This is a genomic window from Amycolatopsis oliviviridis, assembly GCF_014654365.1.
In the GTDB taxonomy this organism is placed as follows: domain Bacteria; phylum Actinomycetota; class Actinomycetes; order Mycobacteriales; family Pseudonocardiaceae; genus Amycolatopsis; species Amycolatopsis oliviviridis.
Map to the genome: position 1 here is coordinate 206,728 of NZ_BNAY01000010.1, position 14,671 is coordinate 221,398.

Here is a 14,671-nt window from a genome sequence, read left to right on the forward strand (position 1 = left end):
TATCCGCCGTTTCGATGCGCCGATAAGGGTCGATTGTTGCGTGTGGAGTTGGCAGACCATCGAACTGATGCGGTTTGACGCAATTCCGTGGCGATTTGTTGTCTGGATCACCCGCCCGGCGGCGGCTCCTCCGCGTGATCGTCCGCCCAGCCGAGCGCCTCGGTGATCGCCTTCTCCGCGATCGCCGACATGGTCGACATATAGGTGCCGCTGACATGGTTGTCGTCGAGGTAGACGAGCACGTTGCCGATCACCGGCGGGCACACCTCGGCCGTGCAGAAGTAGTCGCTGAAATCGAGGAACCGCACGTTCCGCGGCAGATCGGCCAGCGTCTCGTACGGCGGCTCCTCCGCGTAGAGGTCGTAGCGCGGAGTGGCGCACTCGGGCGCCTGCGCGCCTCGGCTCTCGACACAGGCCGACGGCGACTGGCCGAACCGCGGGTTGTCCCGCACCGCCAGCACCGGGATGCCCGCCTCGTCGACCTTGCGCCATTGGGCGACGTAGCCGCCGGGAACCCGTTCCTCGACACCGGTCCGCACGTCCCTGGTACCGATCGTCATCACCGCGTCGGGCCGGGTCGTGACGATCTCGTCCACCACGGCGGAGTTCCAGTCGATGCAGGCCTGGTCGCCCGGTACGGCGTCGGAGTCGGTGGAGAACGGGCAGCCGCCGCGCAGGATCGAGGTCACCTCCCAGTTCCGCTGCTCGGCGATCGGCAGCAGGGCGCCGAGGAACTGCCCCGCGTGCGAGTCGCCGGTGACCACGATCCGGCGGGTGGGATGCCCCGACGTCTCCGAGGTGCAGACCTCGAGGTCGGCGTTGCGCGGGGACACCCCGCAGCGGGCCGGGTCGATCCCCGCCCAGTCTTCGGACACGGCGACGAAAGACGGGACGAGGGAGGCGTCGGCGGCGCCCCAGTACTTGAAGCCTTCGGTGTGCGCGAGCGCGCCGGGGTGGTCGGGATCGTTGACGGCGATCGAATAGGTGTCCGCCTGGCTCACGCTCACCCACTGCCAAGCGCCTGTCGCGGCGAGCACGGCCGCGAGCGTCGCGGCGCCGAACCGGTAGGCGCCCCATCGGGTCCGGACCCCGATCTCCGACGCGCGCAGCGACCGTTCGACCAGGTGGTGGGTCAGCACGGCGAGGACGAAGGACAGCGCGATGATCACCGCGCCGCCGCGCAGGCCGACCTCTTCCCGGTCACGGGCGACGAGGTAGAACACCAGGACCGGCCAGTGCCAGAGGTAGAGCGCGTAGCTCAGGTCGCCGAGATACTTCAGCGGGCGGCTGGACAGGAGACGGTCCGCGCCGCCCTTGAACGCGGTGTCGCCCGCGAGGATCACCAGCGCGGCCGAAAGCGTCGGCCACAGCGCGAGATAACCGGGGAAGACCGTCCCGACCTGGAGCACCAGCCCGCAGGAAACGAGCCCCGCGACGCCGGCCCAGCCGAACACGACCCGCGCGGACCGGGGCACCCGGACCCGGTCGACGAGCAAGGCGAGCAGGCCACCGAGCGCGAATTCCCAAGCCCTGGTCAGCGAATCGAAGTACGCGAGCGGCTGGTCGACCGCGGTGAGCCACACCGAGTAGGCCAGCGAGGCCGCGAACACCATGCCGAGGACCGTGATCAGCAGCGGAAGGACTTTCCGCCCCGCCTTCCTGGCGATCAGCAGCACCAAGCCGACCAGCAGCGGCCAGACCACGTAGAACTGCCCCTGGATCGACAGCGACCAGAAGTGCTGGACGACGCTGGCCGAGTTGTGCTGGGCGAAGTAGTCGGTGGAATCCGCGGCGAGCTGCCAGTTCTCCAGGTAGAGCGCGGAGGCGACGACCTCCTTGATCGTCTGGAACCAGCGGTTCTGCGGCAGCAGCACCGTGCTCGCCGCGACGATCAGCAGCAACACGGTGAGCGCGGCCGGGAACAGCCGTTTGATCATCCGGCCCCACATCGGCCGGTACTCGATCTTCCCGCGCGCCGCCGCGCGGTAGAGCTGGCCGGTGACGAGGAACCCGGAGATCAGGAAGAAGGCGTCGACGCCGCCGGAGATCCGGCCGAGCCACACGTGGTAGACGACCACCAGCACGCACGCCAGCGCCCGCAGTCCCTGGATCTCCGGACGGAACCGTCGTTCAGCCGAACTCTCCCGCACGCAACCACCCACCAAGATCACCGGCCACCGACGGGCGGGGACCCTACGGCAGGAAGCTGTGAACGAGCTTAGTTCGGATGATCGGATGGCTACCGCCGGGTAGGGCTTCTGGCGGGCGCGGGCGCCGGTACCGAGTCGGCCGGGCTGGTCGTGAGTGGTAAGTGACGTTAGAACGGCACTTACCACTCACGACCCCCTGGACCGATCGGCTAGGCGAGGTCGACCGGGGCGCGTCCCTACCTTCCTTCGCTTCGTCTACCTGAAGTCCGTGAAGGCCCCCTTCACACGGCTCAGCCGAGGAAACTCGACCCTCACACCTTCCCCAGTACATGAAGGCCCCCTTCCTTGCGATAGGCGCAAGGAAGGGGGCCTTCATGTACAGCAAGCAGGCAAGCACCGGGACCGAAGGGGTCGGGGTGGTCGTGAGTGGTAAGTGACGTGAGAACGTCACTTACCACTCACGACCGGCGCGAGGGTCAGGTCGACTTCTGGCCGTCGATGCTTTCGCGCAGGATGTCGGCGTGGCCGGCGTGCTGCGCGGTCTCGGCGATGACTTGCGTCAGCACCCGGCGCACGCTGCGCACCGCGCCCGGCGGGTTCCACGGCGCCTCGGGCAGCGGATGCGTCGCGGACAGGTCGGGGATCGACGAGACGATCTCCTTGGTCCGCGCGGCCACCCGCTCGTACCGCTCGAGGATCGACGCGAGGGTGTCGCCGGGCAGCATCTTGAAGTTGTTCTGGTGGTCGATCGCCCACTGCGGGTACTCCCGGGCGGTCCCCGCGCCGAGGTCGGCCCAGGTGACGCCTTCCGGCAGGTCGTAGGTCATCGCGGACGGACCGTCGACCGCGAAGCGCAGCCACATCTCCTCGATCGAGGCGACGTGTTTGATCAAGCCGCCGAGGCTCAGCGCACTGACCGTCGGGTGCTCGTCGAGCTGCTCATCCGTGAGCCCCTGGACGGTGGTGGTCAGCGCGGCGCGGACGGCGTCGAGGGCTTCGAGCAGGTCGGCGCGTTCGGCGTCGAGGATCGTGGCGGTCATCGGGCCCTCCGTGTTGTCGTTTTCTGGCACAAGACGACTCTCGCAGGGGTAGAGGACAGGATGTGGCCGCTACTGGCGGCATGATGGAAAACATGCCGAAAACCTCCGCGCGACTGCTGTCGATGCTCTCGTTGCTGCAGGCTCGCCGCGACTGGCCGGGAGCGCTGCTGGCCGAGCGGCTGGACATCAGCCCGCGGACTGTGCGGCGTGACGTCGACAGGCTCCGCGAACTCGGGTACCCCATCGCGACCGTCAAGGGGCCCGACGGCGGGTACCGGCTCGACGCGGGGTCCGAGCTGCCGCCGCTGCTGTTCGACGACGACCAGGCGGTCGCCCTGGCCGTCGCGCTCCAGATCGCCACCACGAGCGGCGCGGGGATCGAAGAGGCCGCGATGCGGGCGCTGCACACCGTCCGGCAGGTGATGCCCTCGCGGCTGCGACGCCGGATCGACACCCTCCAGGTGACCGCCGTCGAGTCGCCGTCGAGCCGAGCCGATCCCCGTGTCGACGGTGACGTCCTGCTGGCGCTCGGCGCGGCCGTGCACGCTCGCGAGGTCCTGCGGTTCGACTACGCCGGAGCGTCTCCCCCGCGCCGGGCCGAGCCCCATCACCTGGTCACCTGGCACGGCCGCTGGTATCTCGTCGCCTGGGACCTGGACCGTCAGGACTGGCGTACTTTCCGGGCCGACCGGATCACCCCGCGCACGCCGACCGGCCCGCGGTTCACCCCGCGCGAACTGCCCGTCCCCGACGTCGCCATCTTCGTCGCGAGCCGGTTCCGGGGTTCGTCCGACACCGGCGAGTGGCCTTGCCGCGGCGAGGTGATCCTCGATCTTCCCGCCGCGACGGTCGCCCACTACGTCCGCGACGGCGTCGTCGAGGAGGTGGGGCCGGATCGATGCCGTCTGGTGCTGGGTTCGTGGTCGTGGGCCGGGCTCGCGGCGAGCATCGGACGGTTCGACGCGGACATCGAAGTAGTCAGGCCCGTTGAGCTGAAGGAGGCCTTCGCGGTCTTGGCCGATCGGTACGCGAAGGCGGCGAACGGACGATCAGGAATCGAGAAGCACCCCTGACCACTCCGCCCATACTGTTGCCGTCATAACGACGAAACTGCGGCTTCCGAGGTTCCTCCTTCCACCACATCACCGATTCCCGCCAGGAAGTGGACGAGATCTTCCGGGCCGCCGTCGCGGCGGGCGCGACCGTGGTCAAGGAGGCCGTCGCGGGCGACTGGGGTGGCTACTCCGGTTACTTCGCCGACCCGGACGGGTATCTCTGGAAGATCGCGACTGTGTCCTGACGGCGACCAGCGCCCGGCGGACTTCTGCGCGAGACTGAGGCCATGCGACTGGATCTGAGCGGGAAGACGGCCCTGGTCACCGGATCGACCCAGGGCATCGGGTTCGCCATCGCCACCGGGCTGGCCAAGGCCGGTGCCCTGGTCGCGCTCAACGGCCGGGGCGAATCCGGTGTCACGGCCGCGATCGACCGGCTGCGTGGCGAAGTACCGGACGCCGACGTCATCGCGGCGGCCGGTGACGTCTCCACGGACGAGGGCACCGCCCGGGTACTGGAGGCGGTGCCCGACGCCGACGTCCTGGTCAACAACCTGGGCATCTTCGGGACACAGTCCCCTTTGGACATCACCGACGACGAGTGGCGCCGGTACTTCGAGGTCAACGTCCTCGCCGCGGTGCGGCTGACCCGCGCGTACCTGCCGGGGATGACGGACCGCGACTGGGGCCGGATCCAGTACATCGCCAGCGATTCCGCGATCGTCATCCCCGCCGAGATGATCCACTATGGAATGTCGAAGACCGCGTTGCTCGGCGTCTCCCGGGGGTTCGCCAAGGCCGCGGCGGGGACGGGCGTCACGGTAAACTCGGTGATCGCGGGCCCGACCCACACCGGCGGTGTCGAGGACTTCGTGTACGAACTGGTCGACAAGGATCTCCCGTGGGACGAGGCCCAGCGTGAGTTCATGCGCCGGCACCGGCCGCAATCGTTGCTGCAGCGGCTCATCGAACCCGAGGAGATCGCCAACCTGGTGGTGTACCTGGCTTCCCCGCTCGCCTCGGCCACCACCGGGGCCGCGGTCCGCGTCGACGGTGGTTACGTCGACTCGATCGTGCCGTGATCCCTCACGACTTGTGGTGCACCTCCTGGAGGCCGAACACCGGCGTCGGGATGCCCTCGTAGCGCGCTTTCAGTTGCAGCGCCAGGTAAAGGGAGTAGTGCCGCGACTGGTGCAGGTTCCCGCCGTGGAACCACAGCCCTTCCTGCCGGGTGGGCTTCCACATGTTGCGCTGCTCCCCTTCCCACGGTCCGGGGTCCTTCGTCGTGTCCGAGCCGAGGCCCCAGCATTTGCCGACGCGGTCCGCGGTCTCCTGTCCGACGAGGTCCGCGACCCAGCCGTTCATCGAGCCGTAGCCGGTGGCGTAGACGACGACGTCCGCTGCGAGTTCCGTGCCGTCGGACAGCACGACCGCGTCCCGGGTCAGGTGGTCGACCTGACCGTGCGCCAGCTTGATCTTCCCGTCGGCCACCAGTTCCGAGGCGCCGACGTCGATGTAGTAGCCGGAGCCGCGGCGCAGGTACTTCAGGAACAGGCCTGATCCGTCGTCGCCCCAGTCGTGCCGGAATCCGGCCGCCTCCAGCCGCGCGTAGAAGTCCTTGTCCCGCTCGCGGATCGCGTCGTACACCGGGATCTGGAACTGCGGCATGATCCGGTACGGGATGGACGCGAAGATCATGTCCGCCTTGTCGGTGGTGATCCCCGCCCGCACCGCGCGTTCCGAATACAGGTCGCCGAGGCCGAGGTCCATCAGGGAATCCGACTTGACGACATGCGTCGACGACCGCTGCACCATGGTGACGTCGGCGCCGTGTTCCCACAGCGCCGCGCAGATGTCGTGCGCGGAGTTGTTGGAGCCGACCACGACGGCCTTCTTGCCCGCGTAGGCGTCCGGCCCGGGGTGCTGCGACGAATGGTGCTGATCGCCGCCGAACTCGTCCATCCCGGGGAACGACGGGAGATTCGGCTTGCCGGACATCCCGGTCGCGAACACGACGTGCCGCGGCGTGAGCACCAGCTCCTCGCCCTCGCGGACGACGGTCACCAGCCACTGCTGCTTCTCCTCGTCCCAGGACGCCGAGGTCACCTCCGTACTGGTCCAGTACGGCACCTCCATGAGCCGCGTGTACATCTCCAGCCAGTCGGCGATCTTGTCCTTGGGCGCGAACACCGGCCAGTTGTCCGGGAACGGCAGGTAGGGCAGGTGGTCGTACCAGACCGGGTCGTGCAGGCACAGGTTCTTGTACCGCTTGCGCCACGAGTCGCCCGGCCGTTCGTTGCGTTCCAGGACGAGCGTCGGCACATCGAGCTGCCGCAGCCGGGCGCCGAGCGCGATACCGCCCTGGCCGCCGCCGATGACGACGACGTACGGCTGCTCGTCGTAGCCGAGCCGCGTCTGTTCTTCCTCGCGCTTCTCGGCCCACGACTTCCGGCCGCGGACAACGCCGTGCGCGACACCCTTCGACCGCTGTTCGTTGCGCCGCTCCTCGAAACCTTTGAGCTCGCGCAGGCTCGTCAGCAGCGTCCAGGCGCCTTCGTCCTTCAGCCGCAAGTGACCCTTCGCACGGCCAGTCGCGGTCTCGAACTCCAGCCACGCTTCGGTCACGCCGTCGGCTTCGGTCGGCGTCTCGGTGGTGCGGAATCCGGACGGCGCGATCCGGTCGAGGCAGGCGCCGAGCAGGTCGGTGACCCCGTCGCGGCCCTCGACCGTCTTGATCGTCCAGGTGAAAGCGACCAGGTCGCGCCAATAGCTGTCGACCGCGAAGAGCGCGGCGGCGGCCTCGGCGTCACGAGCGGTGAGGGCCGCTTCGAACCGGCTCAGCCAGGCATCGACCCGAGCCTGCGGCGAGCCCGTCGCCTCGATCCGGTCCACCGTCTGTGTCATGGCCACTCCCAAACCTCGGCGTTTCGGCTGTTACCCCGATCACACGCCCGGGGCGGCCGGAGCGGCAAGGGTTGCAGCGTGTTGCAGCGCGATTCCTTGGCGCGTTCGCGTCGGCCGACCTATGCTGGTCGGTCGACGCGATGGTGCGGAGGTGGCCTATGGGCGTGTTCAGCTCGGTCCCGCCCGGCGCCGACCTGCCGATGCACGCCCGCGACCTGGTCCGCATGCACGAAGCCGTGATCGGCGGCGGCCGTCCACGCGTCCGGCCGCGACCCTTGGTCTCGCGATCGTGGTCGCGCGCGCTGAGTCTGGGGCTCGCCGCCGACGGCGTGAACACCCGCGATTCGGTCCCGCTCGACGAGGTCGCCCGCCGTCGCCGCGCCTCACCCTTGCGGCATGTCGTGGACGACCTCGGACAGGTGCTCGGGACGACGTCCGACACCGCGAACATGCTGCTGGTGGTGACCGACGCCGAGGGCGTCATCCTCTGGCGGGCGGGTTCGCCCGCGGTCAAACGGCGCGCCGACACCCTGGGCTTCACCGAAGGCGCCGACTGGACCGAAACCCGGGTGGGCACCAACGCGATCGGCACCGCGCTCGCCGAAGCCGCGCCGGTGGAACTGCTCGCCGGGGAGCATTTCGAACAGGGCCAGCATCCTTGGTACTGCACCGCGTCGCCGGTGCACGACCCTCGCACCGGCGAACTGCTCGGGGTGATCGACGTCAGCGGACCGGCGCTGACCCTGCACCCGGCGATCGGCGCGCTGGTGGAGACCGGGCGGCGGCTCGTCGAATCCGAACTCTGGCGCCACCACCAGCAGGGCCTGGACAGGCTGCGCAGAACCGCCGAGCCGGTGGTCGCGGGCACGGGAGGACCGGCGCTGCTGGTGGACGACGACGGCTGGGTGGCCCATTCCGCCGGTATCGCGCCCGGGACGCGGATCGCCGCTCCCGTGGAAGGCCAGATCCTCGCCGTCCCCGGGCTGGGCGCCTGCCTGCCCGAACGGCTGGCCGAAGGCTGGCTCGTGCGCCCGGCCGACACCGCGCGCCGGGTCCGGCTGGATCTCGAACTCGGGCACGCGCCGATGCTGCGGATGCGGTCGGGGGACGTCGGCTGGGTCCGCACCGTGACGCCCCGGCACGCCGGGATCCTGGTGCACCTGCGCACGGCGGGTCCGGCCGGGCTTTCGGCCGAGGCGCTCAGCCGCGCGCTCTACGGTGACGCCGAACACCTCGTCACCGTCCGTGCCGAGGTCTCCCGGCTGCGACGGCTGCTGGGCGCCATCGTGGACACCCGGCCGTACCGGCTGGCCTCGGGCGTCGACCTTTCCGTCCACAAAGGACTCGAAGTCGGCGGCTGAGCCGCGATCGGTTGCGACAGGTCCGGACCGGGTACTCCGCTCACATGGAGATACTGCTCGCCGGAGCGGGCGTTCTGGCGCTGTGCGCCGCGGTGCTGCCGAATCTGCTGCACGAACGCGCGCTGTCGATGCCGCTGATCCTGCTGCTGGGCGGGCTCCTCTTCGGATTGCTCCCCTTCGGACACCCCTACGGCGAGGGCGTCCTCGACCCGCGGTCACATGTGGGCGCGGTCGAAGTGATCACCGAACTCGGCGTCCTGGTGTCGCTGGTCGGCGCGGGGCTGAAATCCGACCGCCTGATCGGCTGGCGATCGTGGAACTCGACCTGGCGGCTGCTGGCGATCACGCTGCCGTTGTCGGTCGGCGCGATGGCCCTGCTCGGCTGGTGGGCGCTCGCCCTGTCCCCCGCCGCCGCGCTGCTGCTGGGGGCCGTGCTGTCGCCGACCGATCCGGTGCTGGCGAGCGATGTCCAGGTGCCCGCGCCGCATACCGAGGACGGACGCGGGTCGGACAACGAGATCCGGTTCACGCTGACCTCGGAAGCCGGGCTCAACGACGGGCTGGCGATGCCGTTCGTCCTGCTGGCCCTCGCGCTGGCCGGAACGACGACGGTGTCACCCGTGCCATGGCTGCTGACCGAAGTCCTCGCTCCACTGGCGATCGCCGTCCTGGTCGGCCTCGCCTGCGGCCGGTTGCTGTCCTGGCTCATGTTCCGGGTGCGGCACCAGCGGCTGCGCCTCGGCGAGTACTCCGACGGGCTCGTGGTGCTGGCCATCGCGTTCCTGCCCTTCGCGCTGTGCGAATGGCTGGGTGGCATCGGCTTCGTCGCGGTGTTCACCGCCGCCGCGACCATCCGCGCCAGCGAGCGGTCGCACGAGTACCACGGCGTGCTGCACGAATTCGGCGATCAGCTCGAAAGGCTCTTCGTGGCGCTGGCCTTGCTCGGTCTCGGTGTCGCGCTGGGCGACGGGCTCCTCGACGGCCTGAAGCCGGTCGAGGTCCTGGTGGCGGTCGCGGCGGTCGTAATCGTGCGCCCGTTGTTCGGCGGGCTGGCGCTGATCGGGGGCACCACCACGCGACCGGCGGCAAAGGCGATCGCGTTCTTCGGCATCCGCGGGATCGGCAGCCTCTACTACCTGTCCTACGCGCTGGGACACGGCGATTTCCCGATGGCCGACTCGCTCTGGCGCGTCACGGCTCTCACCGTCGGGGTTTCGGTCCTCGTCCACGGCCTGCTGTCCGGCCCGGTGATGCGCAGGCTGGAGAACCGGGGGTTGCAGAACGCCGAGAGCCCCCGGCAGACGCATTCAGAGGACTAAACGCGGGGTTCCCGATGCCACTCCCGGCCTTCGAGCCGGGCCTTCACCCGGTGCAGAGTGGTGGCGATGTTGGCGCGGTTGGTCGCGACGCGATCGGGCTCGCCGGTGATGAAGATGGCGAGCGGGACGAACCATCCCGGCACCCGCAGCCAGTTCGTCACGGTGACGCGGCTGCCGTCGCCTTCGGGGCTGATCTCGTACTCCCAGCGGGAAATCGGCACGAAGAAAGGGGTACGGACCCGATAGGCGAACCGCCGTCCCGGTTCGGCCTCGGTGATCTCGGCATGCGTCACCCAGCGCCGCAGGCCGTTGCGGTTGCTGCCCGCGAACCAGTTCCCGACGCGCGCCTCGGTCGCGCCGCGGATCCAGCGGGCCTTGCACAGTTCCTCGGCGCACTCCGCCATCGCGACGGGATCGCTGACGAGCCGGTACACCTTGTCGGGCGCGGCCGAGATCGTGATCTCGCCGGTCGCGATCGGTTCACTGTAGGTCAGCTTGTCTCTCGGCCTCGTCACCATCGCGCCCTCCCGGTCGGCCCCGCCAGCGCACCAGTACGAGGGCGGACCGGTCAAGACCGGCCCGGGAAAGCGCGCACATTCGCATAAATCCCGGCCGGTCAGGTCGTCGGTTCGGCAGTGAAAATGACTTCGAAGCCCAGTGCCCGCAACAGCCCGGTGAGCATCGCCTTCGTGTTGGCCCTGGCTCGTTCGAGCAGTCCGGAGGTCTGCGCGGCTTCCCCGATCCGCTTCTCCGCGGCGAGGTGGAACCGTTGCTGGTCCGGTACCGACACCAGCGCCGAAAGCCGGTCGAGCAGACCGCGCTCCTGGCCGAAGACGTAGCTGTGCTCGTTGTCCAAAGCGGGTTTCGCCAGCTTGGGCTCGGGCAGCCGCACCTCGACCGATCGACGGTCTTCCGAGACGGTGAGGGAATTCTCCACCAGCGGGCCGAAATCGACGTACGCGTCGACAGAGCCGGACGCCACGAACAGGGTCCGCTCCCCGGCGATGGCCGCCGGCACCCATTTGACGTCCTTCTCGATGTCGACGACGACCTGGTAGTCGCCGGCCGCCGCGTGGTACTGACTCAGGTCGCGGACCGCCTGGAGCACCGCGGGCCGCGTACGGTCCACAGTGGACGTTCCGAACGGGTCGAGCTTCGGCAGCAGCCCGGCGATCTGCAGTGCCGCGCCGACGACCAGAATTCCGGCCAGGGCGAACGCCCCCAGGCGCACCCAGCGTTTCTTCACGCCCACCACCGCCTCTCCAGCGCTTGGAGTACCCGGTGGACGCCGTCTCGAAGCGCCGGAACCGGTTTCTCGGACGATCGGCGGAACCGGATTTCGCACTTGGAGTAGTTTGGCCGCATGCAGAACGTCTTGCCCGCGCCGGAGAAGACCGGGCTGACCAGCTCGGCATTGCACTGGGCGGGTTTCCTCGGGATCGCCGTGCTGGTACTGGTCACCTCCGGGATCGGCCTGCCGTCGGTGCTGGTGGTGGCGCTGGGCGTCACCGGCATGGCGACCCTGGTGCTGTCATGGCTGGGCATCGGACGGCTCGCCGCCGGGCTGCCCGAGCGGCGGCTGTACTGGATCGCGGTCTCGTGGTGCGCGCCGCTGCTGGTCGCGCGCCCGCTGTTCAGCGGTGACATCAACAGCTATCTGGCGCAGGGCCTGATCGCGGCCAAGGGGTTCGACACCTATCTGGTGGGACCGGCGGAGGCGCTCGGCGCCGATTCGCCGGTGACGCTCGAGGTCAGCCACTACTGGCGGGACACGCCCGCGCCGTACGGTCCGGCGTTCGTCGCGCTGGCCCGCACGATCGCCCACCTCGCCGGGGACGCCTTCGTCCCGACCGTGCTGCTGCACCGGCTGCTGGGGCTGGCGGGGATCGCGCTCCTGGCGTGGGCGCTCCCCCGGCTCGCCCGCCGCGTCGGGGTCTCGCCGTCGATCGCGTTGTGGCTGGCACTGCTCAACCCGCTGGTGCTGTGGCACATCGTGGCGGGCGTGCACAACGACGGGCTCATGGTCGGGCTGATGGTGGCCGGGCTGGAACTCGTTCTCATGGGCGCGGCCAAGACCGGCGCCGCCCGGCCCGCGCTGATCGCGGCGGGCGTGATCGCGGTCAGCGCCGCCGCCAACATCAAGATCGTGGCCGTCGCGGGCCTGCTGTTCGTCGGCGTCGACCTGTTCCGCCGGGCGACGCCCGCCGGCCGGTTCGCGGTGGCGCTCGGGTTGCCCGCCGGATTCGCGGCGGTCACCGTGGCGATCTCGCTGGGCAGCGGCCTCGGGTTCGGCTGGGTCCGCGTGCTCTCCGGGGTTTCCGGCCAGGTGCACAGCTGGATGGCGCCCACCAACGAACTCGGCTTCCTCGTCGGCGGCGTGGGCAAGATCTTCGGCGCCGACCTGACCGACGGCGCGATCAAGGTGTTCTCGCTCATCGGCGCGATCCTCGGCCTCGCCGTCGGCGCCCGGCTGTTGTGGCTCACCTACCGCGAGAAGATGCACCCGCTTTACGGCGCGGGACTGACTTTCGCCGCGATGCTGGTGCTCGGGCCGGTCGTGCAGCCGTGGTATCTCCTGTGGACGGTCGCGCTGCTCGCCGTCAGCCTGACGACCGACCGCGGCCGGTGGATCCTCGCCGGGATCAGCGCGCTGTTCGGTGTTCTGCTGCCGCCCGCGAACGGCGGTGCCGTGTCACTGGCGCTGGGCTACCTGATCGCCGTCGTGCTCATCGGCGGCACCTTGTTCTTCCTCAAGCGAAGGAATTTGTTGCCGGAGATCAGGTTCCGCAAGAGCCGGACGTAAGGGCTCCAGCGCGCGGGTGTCCGGACCGTGCCGGTGAGTTCACGCTCGGCACGGTCCAGGCAGTCCTCCAGCAAGGCGTCGTGCATCGGCCGCCACAGCAGCGGGTACGTGAGCCAAGCGGGATGCCGCAGCCGCAGCACCATGAGATGCACGAGCTCGGTCTCCCCGGTTTCCGTCACACGCATGGTGAACTCGTGGAACCCGTCGAAGCCGCGCGGCGCGGTGAACCGGAACCTCACGGACTTCCCGGCTTCGTAGGACTCGACGCGATACCGCACCGGTCCGTGCCCGCCGTCGGCTCCGACGCCGAGCGGCCGGTCGAACCTCATCGGCGGCCACGCGCCGATGGGCCAAAGCCTGTCGTCGTCAGTGGACAGTGTGTCGATCAACGCGCCGACGCGCTCTTGCGCCACGTCGACGATCCGGGAATGCCTGTTCCACACGCGCATCGCGCCTCCTAGTTCTAGAGACCTTCCCCTAAAACCATAGTAGAGGATAGTCTCTGAAAATGGGACGGCCACCACGGCACACCGCCGACGACTTCCTCGACGCCGCGGTGCGGATCTTCGCCGCTGAAGGGGTCACCGGGGTGACCATGTCGGCCGTCGCCCGCGAGGTCGGCGCGCCGAGCGGGTCGATCTACCATCGGTTCCCCGGACGTCCGGCCCTGCTCGCCGCCGTCTGGTTCCGCACCCTGACCCGCTTCCAGCAGGGCTACCTCGAAGCCCTCGAACAGGAACCGGCCACGGAGGCCGCCGTCGAAGCAGCAGCCCAGGTCGTCCGCTGGTGCCATGCGTATCCCGCCGAGGGGAAGCTCCTCTACAGCGGCGACCGCGCACTCGGCGTCGACGACTGGAGCGCGGAAGACCGCGCCCGCGCCGCCGACGCCAATCACCGCCTCGACGCGGCGATCACCAAGGTCGTCCGGCGGCTGCGTCCACTGACCGGCCGGAGCACCGACGAGCTGATGCTGGCTCTCGTGGACCTCCCCTATGCCGCGGTGAGGCGACACCTCGATCGCGGCCAAGCGCCGCCGCCGCGCACCGTCGACCTGGTCGCCCGCACCACCCGCACGCTGCTGTCGGGCTGAGCTCAGGACCGGACCGGGAGCGCGAGGGAGAACTCCTCGCCGTCGAGCAGATCGAGCAGCAGGCGGGCGGCGCGGCCGGGCGGCCGTTCACCCCGGGTGGCGATGGTCAGCGGCCAGACGAGGCCGGGTTCGTCGAGCGGGATCGTCCGGACCCCTGCCAGCAGCCGGAGATCGGGCACGACGGCGATACCGAGTCCCGCGGCCACGTAACCGGGCACCGCGCGCAGATCGGCGACCTCGACGACGACCCGCCGCGGCGCCCCGATCGCCTCGAAGGCGCGGTCCAAGGCGACCCGGTTGCCGAAGCCGCGCGGATTGTCCACGAACGACTCGCCCGCGACGTCCGCCAGGGTCAGCGATGGGCGGTCGCCCAGCCGATGACCGTCGGGCAGCACGACGACGAACGGCACCGAGCCGACCAGCTTGGTTTCGAGCCCGGCGAGATCGGACTCCGGCAGGCCGAGCAGGGCGACGTCGAGCCTGCCCTGGCGCAGGTCCTCGGCCAGTCCGGTCGATCCGGTGATCGACACCGTGACGTGCAGTTCGACCAGCGGGTACCGCCGGTGGAAGGCGCCGAGCAGCTCGGGCAGGTCGAGGTCGCCGACGCTGGTCAAGGTGCCGAAACGGAGGCTGCCGCGCAGGCCGGCGGAGGCGTCGGCGACCACCTCGCGTGCCCTGTCGAAGGCCTCCAGCGCGGCTTTGGCCTCGGGCAGGAACACCGCGCCCGCAGGTGAGAGCGCGACGCGCCGGGTCGACCGGTCGAACAGCTTGACGCCCAGCTCGCCTTCGAGTGCCTGGATGGTCGCCGAGACGGTGGACTGCACCGCGTACAACCGTCGAGCGGCGCGGGTGAAACTGAGTTCCTCGGCGACGGCGACGAAGCATTCGAGCTGACGAGTCTCCACGAAGCGGAATTATCGCAGTTTCGGATAACTGTGACCAGCATTGT

13 protein-coding genes and 1 pseudogene are annotated in these 14,671 nt (G+C 69.6%); 7 read left to right on the plus strand and 7 right to left on the minus strand.

Going from position 1 to position 14,671, the window contains the following annotated elements; all coding sequences use genetic code 11:
• Positions 1–107: 107 nt before the first annotated feature.
• The gene (locus IE302_RS35065) at positions 108–2,150 is read right to left on the minus strand and encodes an acyltransferase family protein (protein WP_191258746.1); all 2,043 of its coding nucleotides are present in this window, start codon (positions 2,148–2,150) and stop codon (positions 108–110) included.
• A 476-nt stretch (positions 2,151–2,626) separates the two neighbouring features.
• On the minus strand, positions 2,627–3,190 hold the full coding sequence (locus IE302_RS35070; protein ID WP_191258747.1) for a DinB family protein: 564 nt from the start codon (positions 3,188–3,190) through the stop codon (positions 2,627–2,629).
• 92 nt (positions 3,191–3,282) lie between these two features.
• On the opposite strand from IE302_RS35070, the gene IE302_RS35075 reads away from it, so the two are divergent.
• The 3 genes and pseudogenes from IE302_RS35075 (at position 3,283) to IE302_RS35085 (ending at position 5,327) form a co-directional block, all read left to right on the plus strand.
• On the plus strand, positions 3,283–4,263 hold the full coding sequence (locus tag IE302_RS35075; RefSeq protein WP_191258748.1) for a helix-turn-helix transcriptional regulator: 981 nt from the start codon (positions 3,283–3,285) through the stop codon (positions 4,261–4,263).
• A gap of 65 nt (positions 4,264–4,328) precedes the next feature.
• Positions 4,329–4,490, plus strand: a pseudogene (locus IE302_RS35080) (VOC family protein); the annotation flags it as partial.
• Between the two features lie 42 nt (positions 4,491–4,532).
• Positions 4,533–5,327 carry an SDR family NAD(P)-dependent oxidoreductase gene (locus IE302_RS35085; RefSeq protein WP_191258749.1) on the plus strand — a complete coding sequence of 265 codons (795 nt, stop codon included), beginning with the start codon at positions 4,533–4,535 and terminating at the stop codon, positions 5,325–5,327.
• A 4-nt stretch (positions 5,328–5,331) separates the two neighbouring features.
• Here IE302_RS35085 and IE302_RS35090 read toward each other — a convergent pair whose 3' ends face one another.
• On the minus strand, positions 5,332–7,149 hold the full coding sequence (locus IE302_RS35090) for a flavin-containing monooxygenase (RefSeq protein ID WP_191258750.1): 1,818 nt from the start codon (positions 7,147–7,149) through the stop codon (positions 5,332–5,334).
• A 158-nt stretch (positions 7,150–7,307) separates the two neighbouring features.
• Between IE302_RS35090 and IE302_RS35095 the strand changes: the two genes are divergently transcribed.
• Positions 7,308–8,510 carry a sigma-54-dependent transcriptional regulator family protein gene (locus tag IE302_RS35095; protein ID WP_191258751.1) on the plus strand — a complete coding sequence of 401 codons (1,203 nt, stop codon included), beginning with the start codon at positions 7,308–7,310 and terminating at the stop codon, positions 8,508–8,510.
• 44 nt (positions 8,511–8,554) lie between these two features.
• On the plus strand, positions 8,555–9,829 hold the full coding sequence (locus tag IE302_RS35100) for a cation:proton antiporter (RefSeq protein WP_191258752.1): 1,275 nt from the start codon (positions 8,555–8,557) through the stop codon (positions 9,827–9,829).
• Here IE302_RS35100 and IE302_RS35105 read toward each other — a convergent pair.
• The gene (locus IE302_RS35105; RefSeq protein ID WP_191258753.1) at positions 9,826–10,347 is read right to left on the minus strand and encodes an SRPBCC family protein; all 522 of its coding nucleotides are present in this window, start codon (positions 10,345–10,347) and stop codon (positions 9,826–9,828) included. The genes IE302_RS35100 and IE302_RS35105 overlap by 4 nt on opposite strands.
• A gap of 98 nt (positions 10,348–10,445) precedes the next feature.
• Positions 10,446–11,081 (minus strand): DUF4230 domain-containing protein, encoded by a 636-nt coding sequence (locus tag IE302_RS35110; RefSeq protein ID WP_191258917.1) that lies wholly within the window; start codon positions 11,079–11,081, stop codon positions 10,446–10,448.
• Between the two features lie 111 nt (positions 11,082–11,192).
• On the opposite strand from IE302_RS35110, the gene mptB reads away from it, so the two are divergent.
• The gene (mptB, locus tag IE302_RS35115; protein ID WP_191258754.1) at positions 11,193–12,632 is read left to right on the plus strand and encodes a polyprenol phosphomannose-dependent alpha 1,6 mannosyltransferase MptB; all 1,440 of its coding nucleotides are present in this window, start codon (positions 11,193–11,195) and stop codon (positions 12,630–12,632) included.
• On the opposite strand, the gene IE302_RS35120 is transcribed toward mptB, so the two are convergent.
• Positions 12,536–13,081 (minus strand): SRPBCC family protein, encoded by a 546-nt coding sequence (locus IE302_RS35120; RefSeq protein ID WP_191258755.1) that lies wholly within the window; start codon positions 13,079–13,081, stop codon positions 12,536–12,538. The genes mptB and IE302_RS35120 overlap by 97 nt on opposite strands.
• Before the next feature lie 59 nt (positions 13,082–13,140).
• On the opposite strand from IE302_RS35120, the gene IE302_RS35125 reads away from it, so the two are divergent.
• Positions 13,141–13,722, plus strand: a complete 582-nt coding sequence (locus IE302_RS35125; RefSeq protein WP_191258756.1) for a TetR/AcrR family transcriptional regulator — start codon at positions 13,141–13,143, stop codon at positions 13,720–13,722.
• Between the two features lie 2 nt (positions 13,723–13,724).
• Here the strand turns inward: IE302_RS35125 and IE302_RS35130 are convergent, their stop codons facing one another.
• The gene (locus tag IE302_RS35130) at positions 13,725–14,627 is read right to left on the minus strand and encodes a LysR family transcriptional regulator (protein ID WP_191258757.1); all 903 of its coding nucleotides are present in this window, start codon (positions 14,625–14,627) and stop codon (positions 13,725–13,727) included.
• Between the last annotated feature and the right edge of the window lie 44 nt (positions 14,628–14,671).

Excerpts from the sequence above, each read along its gene's own strand:
- IE302_RS35070 (WP_191258747.1), bottom strand. The coding sequence starts at position 3,190 with ATGACCGCCACGATCCTCGACGCCGAACGCGCCGACCTGCTCGAAGCC.
- IE302_RS35075 (WP_191258748.1), top strand. The coding sequence starts at position 3,283 with ATGCCGAAAACCTCCGCGCGACTGCTGTCGATGCTCTCGTTGCTGCAG.
- IE302_RS35085 (WP_191258749.1), top strand. The coding sequence starts at position 4,533 with ATGCGACTGGATCTGAGCGGGAAGACGGCCCTGGTCACCGGATCGACC.
- IE302_RS35090 (WP_191258750.1), bottom strand. The coding sequence starts at position 7,149 with ATGACACAGACGGTGGACCGGATCGAGGCGACGGGCTCGCCGCAGGCT.
- IE302_RS35095 (WP_191258751.1), top strand. The coding sequence starts at position 7,308 with ATGGGCGTGTTCAGCTCGGTCCCGCCCGGCGCCGACCTGCCGATGCAC.
- IE302_RS35100 (WP_191258752.1), top strand. The coding sequence starts at position 8,555 with ATGGAGATACTGCTCGCCGGAGCGGGCGTTCTGGCGCTGTGCGCCGCG.
- IE302_RS35105 (WP_191258753.1), bottom strand. The coding sequence starts at position 10,347 with ATGGTGACGAGGCCGAGAGACAAGCTGACCTACAGTGAACCGATCGCG.
- mptB (WP_191258754.1), top strand. The coding sequence starts at position 11,193 with ATGCAGAACGTCTTGCCCGCGCCGGAGAAGACCGGGCTGACCAGCTCG.
- IE302_RS35120 (WP_191258755.1), bottom strand. The coding sequence starts at position 13,081 with ATGCGCGTGTGGAACAGGCATTCCCGGATCGTCGACGTGGCGCAAGAG.
- IE302_RS35125 (WP_191258756.1), top strand. The coding sequence starts at position 13,141 with ATGGGACGGCCACCACGGCACACCGCCGACGACTTCCTCGACGCCGCG.